Annotated in this window: 19 protein-coding genes; 8 read left to right on the forward strand and 11 right to left on the reverse strand. The window is 69.7% G+C overall.

What is annotated here, in order from left to right; translation table 11 throughout:
- Positions 1 to 72: 72 nt before the first annotated feature.
- Entirely contained in the window at positions 73 to 480 is a 408-nt protein-coding gene (locus ABD716_RS03645) for a DUF4307 domain-containing protein (protein ID WP_344773901.1), read from the reverse strand.
- An 87-nt stretch (positions 481 to 567) separates the two neighbouring features.
- On the opposite strand from ABD716_RS03645, the gene mca reads away from it, so the two are divergent.
- A complete protein-coding gene (mca, locus tag ABD716_RS03650) occupies positions 568 to 1,440 on the forward strand; it encodes a mycothiol conjugate amidase Mca (protein WP_344773903.1) in 873 nt (290 codons plus the stop codon).
- Complete coding sequence (locus tag ABD716_RS03655) at positions 1,437 to 1,700, forward strand: hypothetical protein (RefSeq protein ID WP_344773905.1); 264 nt, start codon at positions 1,437 to 1,439, stop codon at positions 1,698 to 1,700. The genes mca and ABD716_RS03655 overlap by 4 nt, the downstream gene beginning before the upstream one ends.
- A gap of 29 nt (positions 1,701 to 1,729) precedes the next feature.
- Here ABD716_RS03655 and trhA read toward each other — a convergent pair whose 3' ends face one another.
- A complete protein-coding gene (gene trhA, locus ABD716_RS03660) occupies positions 1,730 to 2,440 on the reverse strand; it encodes a PAQR family membrane homeostasis protein TrhA (RefSeq protein WP_344773907.1) in 711 nt (236 codons plus the stop codon).
- Between the two features lie 110 nt (positions 2,441 to 2,550).
- Between trhA and ABD716_RS03665 the strand changes: the two genes are divergently transcribed.
- A complete protein-coding gene (locus tag ABD716_RS03665) occupies positions 2,551 to 3,345 on the forward strand; it encodes an isoprenyl transferase (RefSeq protein WP_344773910.1) in 795 nt (264 codons plus the stop codon).
- Here the strand turns inward: ABD716_RS03665 and ABD716_RS03670 are convergent.
- Positions 3,342 to 4,106, reverse strand: a complete 765-nt coding sequence (locus ABD716_RS03670) for an SDR family NAD(P)-dependent oxidoreductase (RefSeq protein WP_344773912.1) — start codon at positions 4,104 to 4,106, stop codon at positions 3,342 to 3,344. The two genes, ABD716_RS03665 and ABD716_RS03670, sit on opposite strands and share 4 nt — an antisense overlap.
- Before the next feature lie 96 nt (positions 4,107 to 4,202).
- On the opposite strand from ABD716_RS03670, the gene ABD716_RS03675 reads away from it, so the two are divergent.
- Both ABD716_RS03675 and phoH2 read left to right on the forward strand, forming a co-directional pair.
- Positions 4,203 to 5,318 carry an aminotransferase class V-fold PLP-dependent enzyme gene (locus tag ABD716_RS03675; RefSeq protein WP_344773914.1) on the forward strand — a complete coding sequence of 372 codons (1,116 nt, stop codon included), beginning with the start codon at positions 4,203 to 4,205 and terminating at the stop codon, positions 5,316 to 5,318.
- A gap of 229 nt (positions 5,319 to 5,547) precedes the next feature.
- Positions 5,548 to 6,855: an RNA 5'-3' helicase PhoH2 gene (gene phoH2, locus ABD716_RS03680; RefSeq protein WP_344774300.1), complete on the forward strand. Its 1,308-nt coding sequence runs from the start codon at positions 5,548 to 5,550 to the stop codon at positions 6,853 to 6,855.
- 104 nt (positions 6,856 to 6,959) lie between these two features.
- Here phoH2 and ABD716_RS03685 read toward each other — a convergent pair whose 3' ends face one another.
- The 5 genes from ABD716_RS03685 to xseA are packed head-to-tail and all read right to left on the reverse strand — an operon-like array spanning position 6,960 to position 11,249.
- The gene (locus tag ABD716_RS03685; RefSeq protein WP_344773916.1) at positions 6,960 to 8,372 is read right to left on the reverse strand and encodes a class II fumarate hydratase; all 1,413 of its coding nucleotides are present in this window, start codon (positions 8,370 to 8,372) and stop codon (positions 6,960 to 6,962) included.
- Positions 8,373 to 8,421: 49 nt separating this feature from the next.
- A complete protein-coding gene (locus ABD716_RS03690; RefSeq protein ID WP_344773918.1) occupies positions 8,422 to 9,063 on the reverse strand; it encodes a carbonic anhydrase in 642 nt (213 codons plus the stop codon).
- Positions 9,060 to 9,716: a DUF4245 domain-containing protein gene (locus ABD716_RS03695; protein WP_344773920.1), complete on the reverse strand. Its 657-nt coding sequence runs from the start codon at positions 9,714 to 9,716 to the stop codon at positions 9,060 to 9,062. The genes ABD716_RS03690 and ABD716_RS03695 overlap by 4 nt, the downstream gene beginning before the upstream one ends.
- Positions 9,717 to 9,989, reverse strand: coding sequence for an exodeoxyribonuclease VII small subunit (locus ABD716_RS03700; RefSeq protein ID WP_344773922.1), 273 nt, complete (start codon positions 9,987 to 9,989; stop codon positions 9,717 to 9,719).
- Positions 9,990 to 10,022: 33 nt separating this feature from the next.
- Positions 10,023 to 11,249, reverse strand: coding sequence for an exodeoxyribonuclease VII large subunit (gene xseA, locus ABD716_RS03705; RefSeq protein WP_344773924.1), 1,227 nt, complete (start codon positions 11,247 to 11,249; stop codon positions 10,023 to 10,025).
- Positions 11,250 to 11,326: 77 nt separating this feature from the next.
- Between xseA and ABD716_RS03710 the strand changes: the two genes are divergently transcribed.
- The 3 genes from ABD716_RS03710 to ABD716_RS03720 are packed head-to-tail and all read left to right on the forward strand — an operon-like array spanning position 11,327 to position 13,513.
- Entirely contained in the window at positions 11,327 to 12,358 is a 1,032-nt protein-coding gene (locus ABD716_RS03710) for a 4-hydroxy-3-methylbut-2-enyl diphosphate reductase (RefSeq protein ID WP_344774302.1), read from the forward strand.
- The gene (locus tag ABD716_RS03715) at positions 12,355 to 13,041 is read left to right on the forward strand and encodes a DUF6264 family protein (protein WP_344773926.1); all 687 of its coding nucleotides are present in this window, start codon (positions 12,355 to 12,357) and stop codon (positions 13,039 to 13,041) included. The genes ABD716_RS03710 and ABD716_RS03715 overlap by 4 nt, the downstream gene beginning before the upstream one ends.
- Positions 13,042 to 13,063: 22 nt before the next feature.
- Positions 13,064 to 13,513 (forward strand): GNAT family N-acetyltransferase, encoded by a 450-nt coding sequence (locus ABD716_RS03720; protein WP_344773928.1) that lies wholly within the window; start codon positions 13,064 to 13,066, stop codon positions 13,511 to 13,513.
- A 34-nt stretch (positions 13,514 to 13,547) separates the two neighbouring features.
- Here ABD716_RS03720 and fbaA read toward each other — a convergent pair whose 3' ends face one another.
- From fbaA to ABD716_RS03735, 3 genes are read right to left on the reverse strand one after another with little or no spacing between them, the layout of a single operon-like run.
- Positions 13,548 to 14,576: a class II fructose-bisphosphate aldolase gene (gene fbaA / locus ABD716_RS03725; RefSeq protein WP_344773930.1), complete on the reverse strand. Its 1,029-nt coding sequence runs from the start codon at positions 14,574 to 14,576 to the stop codon at positions 13,548 to 13,550.
- A 35-nt stretch (positions 14,577 to 14,611) separates the two neighbouring features.
- Positions 14,612 to 15,820 carry a DNA recombination protein RmuC gene (locus ABD716_RS03730; RefSeq protein WP_344773932.1) on the reverse strand — a complete coding sequence of 403 codons (1,209 nt, stop codon included), beginning with the start codon at positions 15,818 to 15,820 and terminating at the stop codon, positions 14,612 to 14,614.
- Between the two features lie 46 nt (positions 15,821 to 15,866).
- The gene (locus ABD716_RS03735; RefSeq protein WP_344773934.1) at positions 15,867 to 16,454 is read right to left on the reverse strand and encodes a 3'-5' exonuclease; all 588 of its coding nucleotides are present in this window, start codon (positions 16,452 to 16,454) and stop codon (positions 15,867 to 15,869) included.
- Between the last annotated feature and the right edge of the window lie 30 nt (positions 16,455 to 16,484).

Here is a 16,484-nt window from a genome sequence, read left to right on the forward strand (position 1 = left end):
GGTCGGAAGGGCCGTCTCGTTCGGGATAAGGTCACGCCCCGACGGTGTTCGTCGAGGCGTTGAAGAGCAATCTTACGTCAACCAGCACTTATCGAGCGAGCCTGAGACGGCGGGTTCGTACGTGATCAGGCTTTTTGTGACGACCTGGTGGGTCTCGGCCGTCGGCTTGAGATGAACAACGTCGTAGCCGACGACGGTGAAGTCGATGTTCTGCGCCTCGACAGCGCACGAGACCGCGGTGTTCGGCGGCGCGTCGACGGCGAAGCTCACGGTGATGTGCTGACCGTCGATGGGGTCGTTCGCGGTGTCGGTGTACTGCAGTGACGACGCGCTCGAGCCGAGCCCCGAGCCCCAGACCGCCCACGCGATCATGACGACGGCGATGAACGCACCGAGGCCGATCAGGAGCCAGCGGGTCGTGCGGCGGCGCTGCGCGGTGTTGCCGTAGCGGCCCGCAAGGGCTTCGCCGTCAGCTGGCATGTCGGTCCTTCCAAGTAGTCTGGTCAAGGTTACGGCGCATTCCTGAGCCGGAAGCTGAGTCCCCGTTCACGACCCGAGAGGCGGCGTGTGGCCAAGCGGTTGATGGCGGTTCACGCCCACCCCGACGACGAGTCCAGCAAGGGCGCGGCGAGCTACGCGCGCTACCTCGCCGAGGGGGCCGAGGTGATGGTCGTCACCTGCACGGGCGGCCAGCGCGGCAGCATCCTCAATCCCGCCGTCGACGGCATCCCGCTCGCGCACCGCGACCTCGCCGGTCTGCGCCGGCTCGAGATGGCGGCGGCGCGCGAGATCATCGGCTTCGAGCACCGGTGGCTCGGCTACTACGACTCCGGCCTGCCCGACGAGGGTGAGCCGGTGCCGCCGCTGTCGTTCGCGACGATCCCGCTCGAGATCTCGGCCGAGCCGCTCGTGCGCCTGATCCGCGAGTTCCGGCCGCACGTGCTCGTGAGCTACGACGAGAACGGCGGCTACCCGCACCCCGACCACATCCGCAGCCACGACGTCGCCGCTTACGCACGCGAGGCCGCGGCCGACGCCGCGCGCTACCCCGCGGCGGGGAACGCGTGGCAGATCCCGAAGTACTACTACGACCGGCTGTTCAGCTCGCAGAAGACGCGCGCCGTCTACGACGAGCTCGTGGCGCGCCACCCCGACTCGCCGCTCATCGCCGAGTTCGAGAACATGAAGCGCTGGCTCACCGAGTCGCCGTACCTCGCGACCACCCGCGTCGACGTGGCCGACTATCTCGACGCCAAGGATGCTGCGCTACGGTCGCACGCGAGCCAGGTGGCGCCCGACAGCCCGTTCTTCTTCTGGCCCAATGACGTCGTGCGGGCCGCGTGGCCCACCGACGACTATCAGCTCATCGATTCGAAAGTTCCCGCAGTGACCCCTGAGACCGATCTGTTCGCCGGCATTCCGGAAGAGGCGCTCGCGTGAGCGCGGCGACCGCTCTGGTCGGGCTCGCGGCGGCGGCCCCCACTCCATCGCCGACCCCCAGCATTCCGGCGGCCGACGTCACGACACCCGGCGTCTGGGGCTTCGTCGCGTTCTTCGGCGTCGCGATCGTGGTGCTGCTGCTCGTCATCGACATGACCCGCCGCGTCCGCCGCGTGCGCTACCGGGCCGAAGTCAACGAGAAGCTCGACGCCGAGCAGCGCGCGCAGGCCGAGGGCGACGGCTCCTCCGAGCGGCCGTAGCGCTCAGGCATCCGCTCGCGGCATCACCGCTACGCGTTGAACGGCGGGTGCAGCGCCAGCACGAGCATCGCCGCCCAGTGGCAGGCGAACGACGCCGCCGTGAAGGCGTGGAAGATCTCGTGAAAGCCGAAGTGCCTGGCGGCGCGACCGGGCCACTTCGTGCCGTAGACGATGGCGCCCAACGTGTAGAACAGGCCGCCGACACCGATCAGGATGCCCGCGGCGACGGCGCCCGTCGAGGTGAAGGGGTCGAACCCCGAGAGCGCGCACACGGCGACCCCGGCCCAGCCGAGCACGAGATAGAGCGGCACATAGAGCCAGCGCGGCGCCGTGATCCAGAACACTCGGAAGAAAACGCCGGCGATGGCGCCGGCCCACACGACCGAGAGCACGAGAACGCCCTCCCACACGAGGGGGAGCATCGTGAGCGCGACCGGCGTGTAGGTGCCGGCGATCAGCAGGAAGATGTTCGCGTGGTCGACGCGCTTGAGCGCGAGCTTCGCGCGCGGGGCCCAGTTGAAGCGGTGGTAGAGCGCCGAGTTCCCGAACAGCAGGATCGAGGTGGCCATGAAGATCGCAGCGCCCGTCTTCGCGGCGGCGCCGTGGCCCAGGCAGATGAGCACGATGCCGGCGGCGATGGTGAGCGGCGTGGTCGCCGCGTGGATCCAGCCGCGCCAGCTGGGCTTGAGCTCGACCTCGAGCGTGCCAGGTGTGCGGGGGAACGGCGCGGCGATCGACATCTCTCGAGCGTAGGCGCGGGCCGGATGCCACGGCCAGGGCGCTGTGCGGATCCCCAGGCACATCGCAGAGCGGTCGCGGGCGGCTTGTCGAACTTCGGTAAGTTGTGCCTGTGAGCGATCGACGGCCCGCCCCGGGCAGAGGGGTGCTGTACGGGCTCTACCAGCGCCGGCTGCGTCGCGACCTCGCGGCGGCGGGGCCCGAGTCGCTGCCGCACCACGTCGCGATGATCATCGACGGCAATCGGCGCTGGGCCAGGCAGGTCGGCTACACGACCGTCGAGCACGGCCACCGCGCCGGCGCCGCGAAGATGATCGAGTTCCTCGAGTGGTGCGACGAGCTGGGCATCCGGGTCGTCACGCTCTATCTGCTCTCGGCCGACAACCTCACCAACCGCGGCTCCGACGAGCTCGACGCGCTCATGAAGATCATCGCCGAGCTGGCCCTCGACCTCTCGCGGCACCGGGACTGGCGCGTGCAGCACGTCGGCTCGACCGTCGGGCTGCCCGGGCCGCTGGCCGAGGCGCTGCGCACCGCCGAGCAGGCGAGCCGCGATGCGGGGGGCCTGCACGTGAACCTCGCCGTCGGCTACGGCGGCCGCACCGAGATCACCGACGCGATGCGCTCGATCGTCGCCGAGCACCACGCCGCCGGCCGGTCGCTCGAGGACCTCGCCGAGACGCTGACGCCCGAGCTGATCGGCGAGCACCTGTACACGGGCGGTCAGCCCGACCCCGACCTCGTGATCCGCACCTCGGGCGAGCAGCGCCTCTCGGACTTCATGCTGTGGCAGAGCGCCCACAGCGAGTTCTACTTCGTCGAGGCCCTCGGCCCCGACCTGCGCGAGGTCGACTTCCTGCGCGCCCTGCGCGACTTCACGCGCCGCCAGCGCCGCTTCGGCGGCTAGATGTCCGTGTAGCCGCCGTCGACGACGTGCTGCGTGCCGTTGATGAAGCTCGCCTTGTCGGAGAGCAGGAACAGCACGACGTTCGCGACCTCGTCGGCGGTGCCGAGGCGACCGGCCGGGTGCTTCGAGATCAGCACCTGCTTGTAGTCGGTGGGAAGGGCGGAGAGCAGCGGCGTGTCGATGTAGCCCGGGTGGACCGAGTTGATGCGGATGCCCTGCGAGGCATACGTCGCCCCGGCGGCCTTCGTCATGCCGGTGACCCCGTGCTTCGCGGTCGTGTACGGCGCGGCGGTCGGCTCGGCCACGAGGCCGAGGATCGACGACATGTTCACGATCGCGCCGCCGCCCGCCTTCACGATCTCGGGGATCTCGTAGCGCAGGCCGTAGTAGACCGAGTGCAGGTTGACGCCCATGAGCTGGTGGTAGGCGGCGAATCCGTCGGAGTCGTCGTAGTCGGCGAGTGCCCCCTGCGGGCCGCCGATGCCGGCGTTGTTCACCGCGAGGTGCAGGGCGCCGAAGCGCTCGACCGCGAGGTCGACCGCCGCCTTGACCACCGCAGGGTCAGAGACGTCGCCGGCGAAGGCGACCGCGGAGCCGCCCGCAGCGACGAGCTCATCGGCGACGGCCTGCGCCGCCTCGAGCTTCAGGTCGGCCACCACCACGTTGGCGCCTTCGGCCGCGAGCTGCTCGGCGACCGCCTTGCCGATTCCCGAGGCCGCGCCGGTAACGAGCGCGGTCTTGCCTGCGAAGTAGTCGTACATAGGCATCCCTTTGATAAATACAACACAGATTCTAGCAGCTGTCACCTCGATTGGGCTAGACCCGCAGGTTCCGTCAGAATTGCTCAGGAGGTTCATGTGACGACGTTGGACGAGTTCCGGGCCGGATTCCTGGAAGAACCGGGCTATCTCGACTACGGGGGCGTCGGGCCGATCTCGAGGACCGTGCAGCAGGAGCTGTACGCGCACGCCGATCTGTTCGCGCGTGCCCGGTTCGGGTCGCTCGCGCAGCTCGGCCACGAGGACGAGCGCGTGCGGGCCGCGGCATCCGCCCTCACCGGGTTCCCGGCCGATCAGATCGTCTTCCAGCCGTCGACCACGCAGGGGCTGATGCACGCGATCTTCGGCATCACGGGCGACGTCATGGTCTCGCCGGGCGAGTTCCCCAGCCTGCCCGTCGCGGTGCAGCGCGCCGCCGAGGCGCTGCATGTCGTGAACCCCGTCTGGCTCGAGACCGACCACGGGAAGGTCACGCCGTCCGGGATCCGCGAGCAGCTGACCGACTCCGTGACCGCGGTCGCCGTCTCGCTCGTCGACTCGCGCACCGGCTACGTCGCCGATCTCGACGGCATCCGCCAGGTCATCGGCGACCGCCTGCTGATCGTCGACGCGATTCAGGGCTTCGGCGTCGTCGACGCGCCCTACGAGGTCGCCGACGTGGTCTCGACGGGCGGCCAGAAATGGGTGCGCGCGGGCTGGGGCACCGGATTCCTCGCCCTGTCTGAGCGCGCCATCGAGCACATCACCCCCGTGTTCACCGGCTGGACGGGAACCGACCTCGTCGAGCCGTGGGACGCGGTGCCGCCCTACTCGCACTCGGCCAAGGCCTTCACCGTGAGCAACCCCGACCGCGTGGCACAGGCATGCCTCGCCTCTGCGCTCGAGGAGATCGCGGCCGTGGGCGTCGCCGAGATCTCGGCAGCGGTGGCCGACAGCGCGGCGCGCGTCATCGACCTCGCCGACGAATACGGCATCGAGGTCGCCTCATCGCGCGCCGACAACGAGCGCGCGGGCATCGTCGTGCTCGAGCCGGAGCCCGAGTCGCTCACGAAGCTCACGGCCAGCCTGCACAACCACGGCGTCACCGCGAAGTCGCGCGGCGGCTCGGTGCGGCTCTCGGCGCACGCGGGCACCACCGAGGAGACGCTCGCCATGCTGCGCGCGGCGCTCACCTCGTACGCCAGCGCCTACTGACAGCCGGTTAACGAGCTTGTTACCCGTGTGACGCGTGTCGGGGGTAGCGGATCGAATTACAGCGACGTAACTTGTCACCCATCGGGCACGGCGCCCGGTCGAGGTGGCCACATAAGTTCACTTCGAGACCAAGCGGCCACTTCGCTTCAAGTGAACCGCGCGCGGGCGTGGCCCGCGCCGGACGGGAGTGGTTGTGGCTTCAGTTTCGACCAAGCAGCCGGGCACGATCGTGAAGGGGGAATCGCCGAGCGAGACACGACAGACCGAGAGGACCTTCGTCCTCGACACCTCTGTTCTGCTGTCCGATCCGCGTGCGATCTTCCGCTTCGCCGAACACTCGGTGGTCATCCCCGTCGTGGTCATCGGCGAGCTCGAGGGCAAGCGGAACGACCCCGAGATCGGCTATTTCGCGCGTCAGGCGCTGCGGCATCTCGACGATCTGCGCGTGCAGAACGGCCGACTCGACTTCCCGGTGCCCGTCGGCGACGGCGGCAGCCTGCGCGTCGAGCTCAACCACTCGAACATGACGGTGCTGCCGTCGGGCATGCAGCTCGGCGACAACGACGCCCGTATCCTCGCGGTCGCGATGAACCTGTCGAACGACGGTCTCGATGTGACGGTGGTCTCGAAAGACCTGCCGATGCGCGTCAAGGCGTCGTCGATCGGCCTGCTGGCCGAGGAGTACCGGGCGGAGCTCGCCGTCGACTCGGGCTACACGGGGCTCTCAGACATCGACCTGTCCGCCGCGCAGATGGCGTCGCTGTACGAGCACGAGGAGCTTGAGACGGATGCCGCGGCCGGCCTGCCCGTCAACACGAGTCTCATCATCCATTCCGACCGGGGGTCGGCGCTGGGGCGGGTCACTGGGGAAGGTGCCATCCGCCTCGTTCGCGGCGACCGGGACGTCTTCGGCCTGCACGGCCGCTCGGCCGAGCAGCGGCTCGCGATCGACATGCTCCTCGACCCCGAGATCGGCATCGTCTCGCTCGGCGGGCGCGCGGGAACGGGCAAGTCCGCGCTCGCGCTGTGCGCGGGTCTCGAGGCCGTGCTCGAGCGGCAGCAGCACAAGAAGATCATGGTGTTCCGACCGCTGTTCGCGGTCGGCGGCCAGGAGCTCGGCTACCTGCCCGGCGATCAGCAGGAGAAGATGAACCCGTGGGGGCAGGCGGTGTTCGACACTCTGGGGGCCCTCGTCTCCGACAATGTGCTCGAGGAGGTCGTCGACCGCGGCATCCTCGAGGTGCTGCCGCTCACGCACATCCGGGGCCGCTCGCTGCACGACGCGTTCGTGATCGTCGACGAGGCGCAGTCGCTCGAGCGCAACGTGCTGCTCACGGTGCTCTCGCGCGTCGGCCAGAACTCGCGCGTGGTGCTCACCCACGACGTCGCCCAGCGCGACAACCTGCGCGTGGGGCGGCACGACGGCGTCGCCTCGGTCATCGAGTCGCTGAAGGGGCAGGAGCTGTTCGGCCACATCACACTGACCCGCTCCGAGCGCTCGGCGATCGCCGCGCTCGTCACGGAGATGCTCGAGTAGCGGCGGCTGCTCGCACCTGCGCCGAGGGCCTCGGGGAGTACCCCGGGGCCCTCGTGCTGTGCGGCGGCGGCGCGGTCGCCGCCGCCGGACGAGATCCGCGTGTGCTACGGGTGCGTCATCGAGAGCACGTCGAGCTTCTCGTCGAGCTGCGCCTCGGTGATCTCACCGCGCTCGACGTAGCCGAGCTTGATGACCGCCTCGCGGATCGTGAGGCCCTCGGCGACCGAGTACTTGGCGATCTTCGCCGCGGCCTCGTAGCCGATGAGCTTGTTGAGCGGGGTGACGATCGACGGGGACGCCTCGGCGAGGAAGCGGCTGCGCTCGAGGTCGGCCTCGAGACCGCGCACGGTCTTGTCGGCGAGCACGCGTGTGACGTTCGACAGCAGGCGGATCGACTCGAGGAGCGCAGAGCCCATGACGGGGATCGCCACGTTGAGCTCGAATGCGCCGGAGGCGCCGCTCCAGGCGATCGTGGCGTCGTTCCCGATCACGCGAGAGGCGACCATCAGCGTCGCCTCGGGGATCACCGGGTTGACCTTGCCCGGCATGATCGACGAGCCCGGCTGCAGGTCGGGGATGTGCAGCTCGCCGAGGCCGGTGTTCGGCCCGGACCCCATCCACCGCAGGTCGTTCGAGATCTTGGTCAGCGAGACGGCGATCGTGCGCAGCGCCCCCGACGCCTCGACGAGCGCGTCGCGGTTGGCCTGCGCCTCGAAGTGATTCCGGGCCTCGGTGATTGGCAGCTCGGTGTCATCGACGATGAGCTGGATGACCTTCTGCGGAAAGCCGAGCGGCGTGTTGATGCCGGTGCCCACGGCGGTTCCGCCGAGGGGCACCTCGGCCACGCGGGGGAGCGCGGCGTTCACGCGCTCGATGCCGTAGCGCAGCTGCGCGGCGTAGCCGCCGAACTCCTGCCCGAGCGTGACCGGCGTGGCATCCATCAGATGCGTGCGGCCGGCCTTCACGGCGTCCTTCCACTGCTCGGCCTTCTCTTCGAAGGCGACCGCGAGGTGGTCGAGCGCCGGGATGAGCTGGTCGATCAGGGCGCTCGTGACCGCGATGTGCACCGACGTCGGGAACACGTCGTTCGACGACTGCGACGCGTTGACGTGGTCGTTCGGGTGCACCGGGCTGCCGAGACGGCGCGACGCCAGCGTGGCCAGCACCTCGTTCATGTTCATGTTCGACGAGGTGCCGGAGCCGGTCTGGTAGACGTCGATCGGGAACTCGCCGTCGTACGCGCCGGAGATGACCTCGTCGGCGGCCCAGGCGATCGCGTCGGCGATCGCGCCGTCGAGCGTGCCGAGCTCCTTGTTGGCGAGGGCCGCGGCCTTCTTGATGCGGGCGAGCGCGGCGATCTGCGCCGACTCGAGGGTGCGGCCGCTGATCGGGAAGTTCTCGACCGCGCGCTGCGTCTGCGCGGCGTAGAGGGCGTCGCGGGGGACCCGCACCTCGCCCATGGTGTCGTGTTCGATGCGGTAGTCGACATCGGATTCGGTCGTCACTTCGGTGTGCACTCCCTCTGGATTGATGGGTCTCGAATTGCGTTGCGGGCGGCGCCCGCGTTCAGGACGGCAGGCCGATCAGCACATCGGGCACCGCGGTGCCCTCGTGCAGGCGGTAGTTCGCCCCGACGATGCCGACCGAGCCGTCGACCACCTTGCGGCTGATCAGCTCGCTGCCGGTGAGCAGGTCGGTGATCGTGTCGCGCAGGTGCTCGCGGCCGACCTCGCCTGCGTCGATCGCCGTGGTGTCGAGCGGCTCGTCACGGCGTGCGCGGGCGACGCGGCGCACGGCGGGGACGATCGGGCTGATCAGCTTCTCGATCTTGGGCGTCAGGCTCGGGGCATCCGACGCCTGCGAGTCGATTGCGGCGCGCACGGCGCCGCACGCGTCGTGGCCGAGCACGAGGATGAGCGGCACGCCGAGCACGCCGACCGCGTATTCGAGCGAGCCGATGGCCGAATCGGATGCCACCTGCCCGGCGTTGCGGATGACGAAGGCATCGCCGAGCCCGAGGTCGAAGATGATCTCGGCGGCGAGACGCGAGTCGCTGCAGCCGAAGATCGCGTAGCGCGGGTGCTGGCCCTCGGCGAGGTCGACGCGCCGCTCGACGTTCTGGTTGGGGTGGTTGGGCGTTCCCGCGACGAAGCGGCGGTTGCCTTCTTGCAGGCTCTGCCAGGCTTCTGCCGGAGTGGGTGCGCTCATCGGTTCGTGCTCCCGTCGAGTTGTGGCGCGAGTGCGCGCGCGACCGTGTCGAAGTACGTGGGGGCCGCCGTGCCGGCGAGCACCACTGTGCTCGAGCCATGCGTCGTGACGAGGCCGTAGGTCACGTTGTCGCTGCTGGACTGACCCGAGCGATTGTCGTAGACGACCCACTTCACGCCGTCGATCGTCTTCGAGCCGGTGGCGCGGATGCTGTCGAGTTCGGTCACGGCCCAGGTGTCGTCGGCCTTGAAGCCCTGGTCGAGCCCGATGTACTGCTTGTCGGGCGCGATGAAGCCGATGTGCCAGTCGTCGATTCCGGCCGCCCCGCCGGTGCGCAGCTCGGCCGCGTTGGCGCTCCAGCCCTTCGGGAGGTCGGGAGAGAGCAGGGGATCGGGCTCGGTGCCCGTGCCCTGGGAGGCGACCGACTTCCAGTCGACGGGTTTTCCGACCGTGCCCGGGTTGCCGCGGGGCACCATCAGCACGATGACGAGCACGATGCCGAGCGTCGCGAGCAGTGAGTAGACCAGGTTGTTGACCGTCTGCCGCTGGCGGTGGAGCCGGCTCGACTCGGCCTTCCGCGCCGCGGTCTCAGCGGGAGTCTCGGGGCGCCCGAGCTCGGCGACGACGCGACCTGCAGGTCTGTTGTCACTCATCTAGAACTCGTCGCCACCCGTCTGCGCGATCGGCTGCTGCGTTTGGCCCTGCTGCCCGAGGCGGGCGGCGTCGAGGCGCGCCTTCGCGCCGATCAGCCACTCCTCGCAGCGTCGGGCGAGCGCCTCGCCCCGCTCCCACAGCTGCAGCGACTGCTCGAGGCTGGCGTTCCCCTGCTCGAGCTCGCTGACGACCTTCACGAGCTCGTCGCGCGCCTGCTCGTACGACAGCGCGGCGACATCGCTCGGGGTTTCCGGGGTTGGCACGGCGTTCATTCTAGGTGGCTCCTCTGTGCGGTCGGCTGGGCGTCAGTCGGATGCGAGCCGGTCGCGCCCGCCGGTCGAAACCGCATCGAGCGCGCCGTCGGCGAGTGTGATCACGAGGGGGGTGCCGTCCGGTGCGGCATCCGCGCTCTTCACGACGTGGCCGCCCGCCTGCACGATCGCGTAACCGCGATCGAGCGTCGATTGCGGCGACAGCGTGCGCAGGCGCGCGGCCAGCTCGCGAACGGATGTCTCGGCCCGTTCGACCGTGCGGGCGGCGAGCTCGGCGCCCCGCGCCACATAGCGGGTGATCTCTTCGGCGCGGGTGTCGACGATCCAGCTGGTGGTCGCGAGGGCGGGGCGGCTGCGCAGCTGCGCGACCCGGTCGATCTCGATGCTGATCTGGTGGGTGATGCGCTGCTGCATGCGGGTGCGCGCCTGCTGCACCCGCACGAGCTCTTCCGCGACGTCGGGCACGACGCGCTTCGCGGCATCGGTCGGCGTCGAGGCGCGCAGGTCGGCCACGTCGTCGAGCAGCGGGCGGTCGTTCTCATGGCCGATCGCCGAGACGAGCGGGGTGCGCGTCGCCGCGGCGGTGCGCACGAGGGTCTCGTCGCTGAACGGCAGCAGGTTCTGGAAGTCGCCGCCGCCGCGGGCGACGATGATCACGTCGACCTCGGGGTCGTCGTCGAGCCGCTTGATCGCGGCCGTGACCTCAGCGGCGGAGCGGTCGCCCTGCACGGCGGCGTAGACGGTGCGGAACTGCACAGCAGGCCAGCGCAACAGCGCGTTCTTCTTGACATCCTTCTCGGCGTCGGAGTCCTTGCCGGTGACGAGGCCGATGAGATGGGGCAGGAAGGGCAGGGGCTTCTTGCGGCTCTGCTCGAACAGGCCCTCTGAGGCGAGCTGGCGGCGCAGCCGCTCGAGCCGCTCGAGCAGATCGCCGAGGCCGACGTGGCGCAGGTCGTACACCTGCATCGAGAGCGTGCCGCCCTTGACCCAGTAGTCGGGCTTGACCGCTGCGATCACGCGGTCGCCCTGCTTGAAGTCCTTGTCGAGGCGCGAGGCGACCGACGACCACACGTTGATGCTGACCGTGACGTCGAGCTCGAGGTCTTTGAGCTTGCCGTAGACGTTGCTGCCGCGCACGTTCCATTGCGTGAGCTCGCCCTCGACCCAGGCGGTGCCGAGCCGGTCGACGTACTCCTTGATCTTCGTCGCGAGCAGTGCGACGGGCCAGGGCGACTCGAGCGTCGGCGGAGCGTCTGCCATGAACGACCTCTTCCCAGGTTGAGTGCACGCACCGACCTAAACTGAACGGCGTGAGCGACTCTTCGATCAGCCTCGGCATGCCCCGCGTCGCGGGCGCCGTCGGGCGGCTCAAGGATATCCCCGTGCTCGGACACAAGCGGGTCCTGCTGGCCTCCCCGCGTGGTTATTGTGCAGGAGTCGACCGGGCAGTCGTTGCTGTGGAGAAAGCACTCGAGCGCTACGGCGCCCCGGTCTACGTGCGCAAGCAGATCGTTCACAACAAGCACGTCGTCTCCACCCTCGAGCAGCAGGGCGCCGTCTTCGTCGATGAGGTCGACCAGGTGCCTGAGGGCGCGCACGTCGTCTTCAGCGCCCACGGTGTCGCGCCCGCCGTCGTGCAGGCGGCATCCGACCGCGGGCTGCGCGCGATCGACGCGACCTGCCCGCTCGTGACGAAGGTGCACCGCGAGGCTGTGCGCTTCGCGCGCGACGACTTCGAGATCCTGCTTATCGGCCACACCGGGCACGAGGAGGTCGAGGGCACCGCGGGCGAGGCGCCCGACAACGTGACCGTCGTGAACAGCCCGGACGAGGCCGACAGCGTCGTCGTCCGCGACCCCGAGAAGGTCGTCTGGCTGTCTCAGACGACCCTGTCGGTCGACGAGACGATGGAGACGGTGCGGCGGCTGCGCGAGCGCTTCCCCGCCCTGCAGGACCCGCCCAGCGACGACATCTGCTACGCCACCCAGAACCGCCAGGTCGCGATCAAGAAGGTCGCGCAGGAGGCCGACGTCGTGATCGTCGTGGGCTCCGCGAACTCGTCCAACTCCGTGCGCCTCGTCGAGGTCGCGCTCGAGAACGGCGCGAAGGCGGCCTATCGCGTCGACTACGCGAGCGAGGTCCGGCAGGAGTGGCTCGACGGCGCGGCCACCGTAGGGGTGACCAGCGGGGCATCCGTGCCCGAGGTCCTCGTGCAGGAGGTCCTCGCCGACCTCGCCGGCGCGGGCTACGCCGACGTGCAGACGGTGCAGACCGCCGAAGAGGACCTGATGTTCTCGCTGCCGCGCGAGCTGCGCACCGACACCGCCGGCAATCGCGACGCCCGCGCGCTGGGCGGTCGCAGCCGATGACCGACTCCGACGCACCGCGCCGCGACCGCCCGCAGTACGGCGAGTACGCCACGCCCGAGGAGCAGCGCGCCGCGATCAAGCAGCCGGCCGAGTGGCAGCTCGAAGGGCTCGAAGCCCAGGGGCAGCCGGCGCCGCAGGCGCAGACCCCGCAGCATCCCGTGCCCGGGGCGTATCGCCCCGATGGCCGGCAGCACGGCCCGGCACAGGGCCCCGGCGCCCCCGCACCCGGCCCGCAGCCGGGCTTCCGCTGGCCGCAGGAGGAGTCCCGCCTGCCCCAGCCGGTGCGGCGCGTGGGGTTCGTCGACCGCCTCGTCACCTTCGTTCTGCTCGGCTTCGGCCTCTCCAACGTGTTCAGCGTGGTGACCGACGCCTTCAACGGCGGCAGCGTCATGCGCGAGTCAGTGGCGGTCATGGGGGAGAGCTACGAGCACCTCGCCGACGCTCTTCCGGCCTGGCTGTGGCAGGGGCAGGCGATCATCTACGCCGTCGTGTGGCTCGTCACCCTGATCGTCTCGATCACGTCGATGCGCGCGGGGCGCCGCTCGTGGTGGATTCCCCTCGTGGGGGCCTTCGTCGCGTTCATCCTCTTCGCCGCGATCTTCATCATCGCCCTCGGCGAGAACCCCGAGCTGATGCAGATCATCCCGACGCCCGTGCCCGGCGACACCGGGTCTTCGACCTGATTCGATTCGGTACTCTCGCGGCATGGCCGACATCAGCATCGAGGAAGTCACCGCGTTCAGCGACGAACTGGCCGAGACCATCGAGCGACTCCTGCCGGGGCTCTCGTCGACGGCGGTCTTCGACGTCGAGCTCGTCACGGCGATCGTCGCGAGCGAGGCGACGCACCTCTATGTCGCGCGGCTCGATGGGCGCATCGTCGGCGCGGCCTCGCTCGTCGTGTACCCGATTCCCACCGGCATCCGCGCCCATGTCGACGACGTCGTGGTCGACGAGCGCGCGCGTGGGCACGGCATCGCCCGGCGGCTGCTGACGCATCTCATCGACGAGGCGAACGGGCGCTTCCACGCGCGCACCATCGACTTGACGTCGCGCCCCGACCGCGAGGCGGCCAACCACCTCTACAAGACCAGCGGCTTCGTGCAGCGGAACACGAACGTCTACCGCTGGCAGCCGGCTCAGGGCGCGCAGTAGCCGCCCGCTGGGACGGCCGCAGCCGCCCGACCGGTCACCTGCCGCTCTTGCCCGCCGAGCCGAGCTGCTGCGCCGCCTCGACGACACGCTCGGCCATGCCCGATTCAGCGACCTTGCCCCACGCGCGCGGGTCGTACTTCTTCTTGTCGCCGACCTCGCCGTCGACCTTCAGCACGCCGTCGTAATTGGCGAACATGTAGCCGGCGATGGAGCGTGTGAAGGCGTACTGGGTGTCGGTGTCGATGTTCATCTTGACGACGCCGTTGCGCACGGCCTCGGCGATCTCTTCGGCCGAGGAGCCCGAGCCGCCGTGGAAGACGAGGTCGAGGGGCTTCGGCCCGTGGCCGAACCTCTCGACGATGCCGGCCTGGATCTCGCCCAGAAGCTCGGGCCGCAGCTTGACGTTGCCCGGCTTGTAGACGCCGTGGACGTTGCCGAAGGTGAGGGCCGCGATGTAGCGGCCGTTCTCGCCGAGGCCGAGCGCCTCGACCGCCTTCGTGACGTCGCCGACCGTCGTGTAGAGCGCCTCGTTCGTTCCCTCGTGCTTGATGCCGTCTTCCTCGCCGCCAACGACGCCGATCTCGATCTCGAGAATGGCGTTAATCGCACTGGTGCGCTTCAGAACGTCGCGGGCGATGGAGATGTTCTCGTCGAGCGGCACCGCGGACCCGTCCCACATGTGGGACTGGAAGACCGGCTCGCCGCCGGCGCGCACCTGCTCTTCGCTCGCCGCGAGCAGCGGGAGCAGGAAGCTCTCGAGCGCCGGCTGGGGGCAGTGGTCGGTGTGCAGAGCGACCGTGATGCCGTAGTTCTTGGCCACCTCGGTGGCGAACCGCGCCATGGCCAGCGCGCCGGTGGCGCGCGCCTTCACCGACTGCCCGGCGAAGTAGTCGGCCCCGCCCGTCGTGACCTGGATGATGCCGTCGGACTCGGCCTCGGCGAGCCCCTGGAGAACCGCATTGATCGTCTGCGACGACGACACATTGAAGGCCGGGTAGGCGAAGCCGCCCGCCTTGGCCTTGTCGAGCATCTCGGCGTACTGATCAGGCGTTGCGACGGGCATCGGATCTCCTTCGAAGTAGCGGGCCGATTCTTACCCTAGGGCGATTCGGTCAGCTCGAGAGCGGTCAGCGGCCGCGGAACCTTGTCGATTCTTTCCGGTTCGGGAACCTGGCTCAGTCGCCCCGGGTCGATGCCCGGGAACTGCCGCGCCGTCACGAGCACACGGGTCTCGAGGGTGCCGGCGAAGCTGTTGTATGACTCGACGGTGCGCTCGATCGCCTTCCGCAGCGAGTCGGCGTGGCCGGCGAGCGTGCCGATGCGCGAGTAGAGCAGGTTGCCCAGATCGAACAGGGTGCGAGCCTCATCGGTGACCGCCTGCTGCTGCCACGTGACGGCGACCGTCTTCAGAACGGCCCAGAGGTTGACGGGGGACGCGAGCGCGACGCGCTTCCCGAAGGCGTAGTCGAGCAGCGCCGGGTCAGCGTCGAGGGCGGATGCCAGCAGTGACTCGCTCGGCACGAAGGCGATCACGAACTCGGGGCTCACCTCGAGCCCCTGCCAGTAGGCCTTCTTGGCGAGCGCGTCGATATGGCCGCGCACGGCCTTCACGTGCGCCGCGAGCAGCGCGGCGCGCCGTGCCGCCTCGTCGCCCGAGGCCGTGTCGGGGATCGCGGAGGCTTCGAGATAGCTCTCGAGCGGGACCTTGGAGTCGACGGCGAGCTGCTTGCCGCCGGGCAGGCGGATCACCATGTCGGGGCGCAGCGTTCCGGCGTCCGTCGAGATCGTGGTCTGCACCGTGAAATCGACGTGCTCGGTCAGCCCCGCGGCCTCGACGACGCGGCGCAGCTGCGTCTCACCCCAGACGCCCCGGGTGGAGTTCGAGCGCAGCGCGCCGGCGAGCGACTCCGTCGTCGCCCTCAGCTGCTCGTCGCTGCGTCGAGCCAGCCTCAGCTGCTCGGCGAGCGAGCCGTACTGCTGGGCGCGCTCGCGCTCGAGCTCGGCGACCTTCTGCTGCATGGCGCCGAGCGTCTCGCGCACCGGTGCGAGGGCCTGCAGCACCTGGTTCTGCTGGCGCTCACGGGCTTCTCGCGCGGCCTGGTCGGCGCGCAGCTGCTCGGCCGTCTCGCGCTGCGCGGAAAGCTGCTCGCGCAGGGCCGCGACGGTCGCCTCGGCTGCGGCGAGATCGGCGCGCAGATCGCTCGCGGCATCACCCGGCTCAGCGCGGCGGCGCAGCGCGAGAACGCCGAGCGCGCCGATCGCGCCGCCGGCGATCAGACCGATGATGAGGGCGAGGAAAGCGGGCATGCGCACAGTCTTGCGAGCACCACCGACATCGGCGGTCAGGCTCGCGCTATGCGGCGACGCGAGCAGTGCCGCCGAGCCGGCCGACCTTGATCGCGCAGGCCCGGGCGAGCCCGATGACGTCGTCGACGTCGTGCCGGCGCGCGGCGTGCACCATGATGGCGGCGCAGGCCTCAGCATCCGCGGCGGCGTTATGATGCTCGAAATCCTCGAACCCGGCCGCCATGGCGGCCGACGGCAGCCGGTAGGAGTCGAGGTGGTAGGTCTTGCGGGCGACCTGCAGGCTGCAGACGTACTCGGCGATGGGCACGTCGAGCCCTGTCACCTCGCACGCCTTGCGGATCACGCCCATGTCGAACCCCGCATTGTGCGCGACGAACGCGTCGCCGTCGGCGAAGGCGAGCAGGTCGGGCAGCTGCTCGGCCCAGGTGAGGGCATCGACGACGTCGGCGGCGCGGATGCCGTGGATGCGCGTGTTCCACTCGAGGAACTCGTCGTGCCCCACCGGCGGCCGGATGAGCCAGTAGGCCCGGTCGACGACGCGCCCGTCGCGAACCTTCACGAGCCCGACGCTGCACGCCGAGGCACCTGAGGAGTTCGCCGTCTCGAAGTCGATCGCGGTGAAGTCCAGTGCCACGGGGCCATGGTTGCACGCCAAGATGGGACC

It is taken from the genome of Gryllotalpicola kribbensis, assembly GCF_039538245.1.
In the GTDB taxonomy this organism is placed as follows: Bacteria; Actinomycetota; Actinomycetes; order Actinomycetales; family Microbacteriaceae; genus Gryllotalpicola; species Gryllotalpicola kribbensis.

Excerpts from the sequence above, each read along its gene's own strand:
- ABD716_RS03645 (WP_344773901.1), bottom strand. The coding sequence starts at position 480 with ATGCCAGCTGACGGCGAAGCCCTTGCGGGCCGCTACGGCAACACCGCG.
- trhA (WP_344773907.1), bottom strand. The coding sequence starts at position 2,440 with ATGTCGATCGCCGCGCCGTTCCCCCGCACACCTGGCACGCTCGAGGTC.
- ABD716_RS03670 (WP_344773912.1), bottom strand. The coding sequence starts at position 4,106 with ATGTACGACTACTTCGCAGGCAAGACCGCGCTCGTTACCGGCGCGGCC.
- ABD716_RS03690 (WP_344773918.1), bottom strand. The coding sequence starts at position 9,063 with ATGAGCGCACCCACTCCGGCAGAAGCCTGGCAGAGCCTGCAAGAAGGC.
- ABD716_RS03695 (WP_344773920.1), bottom strand. The coding sequence starts at position 9,716 with ATGAGTGACAACAGACCTGCAGGTCGCGTCGTCGCCGAGCTCGGGCGC.
- ABD716_RS03700 (WP_344773922.1), bottom strand. The coding sequence starts at position 9,989 with ATGAACGCCGTGCCAACCCCGGAAACCCCGAGCGATGTCGCCGCGCTG.
- xseA (WP_344773924.1), bottom strand. The coding sequence starts at position 11,249 with ATGGCAGACGCTCCGCCGACGCTCGAGTCGCCCTGGCCCGTCGCACTG.
- ABD716_RS03710 (WP_344774302.1), top strand. The coding sequence starts at position 11,327 with ATGCCCCGCGTCGCGGGCGCCGTCGGGCGGCTCAAGGATATCCCCGTG.
- ABD716_RS03715 (WP_344773926.1), top strand. The coding sequence starts at position 12,355 with ATGACCGACTCCGACGCACCGCGCCGCGACCGCCCGCAGTACGGCGAG.
- ABD716_RS03720 (WP_344773928.1), top strand. The coding sequence starts at position 13,064 with ATGGCCGACATCAGCATCGAGGAAGTCACCGCGTTCAGCGACGAACTG.
- fbaA (WP_344773930.1), bottom strand. The coding sequence starts at position 14,576 with ATGCCCGTCGCAACGCCTGATCAGTACGCCGAGATGCTCGACAAGGCC.
- ABD716_RS03730 (WP_344773932.1), bottom strand. The coding sequence starts at position 15,820 with ATGCCCGCTTTCCTCGCCCTCATCATCGGTCTGATCGCCGGCGGCGCG.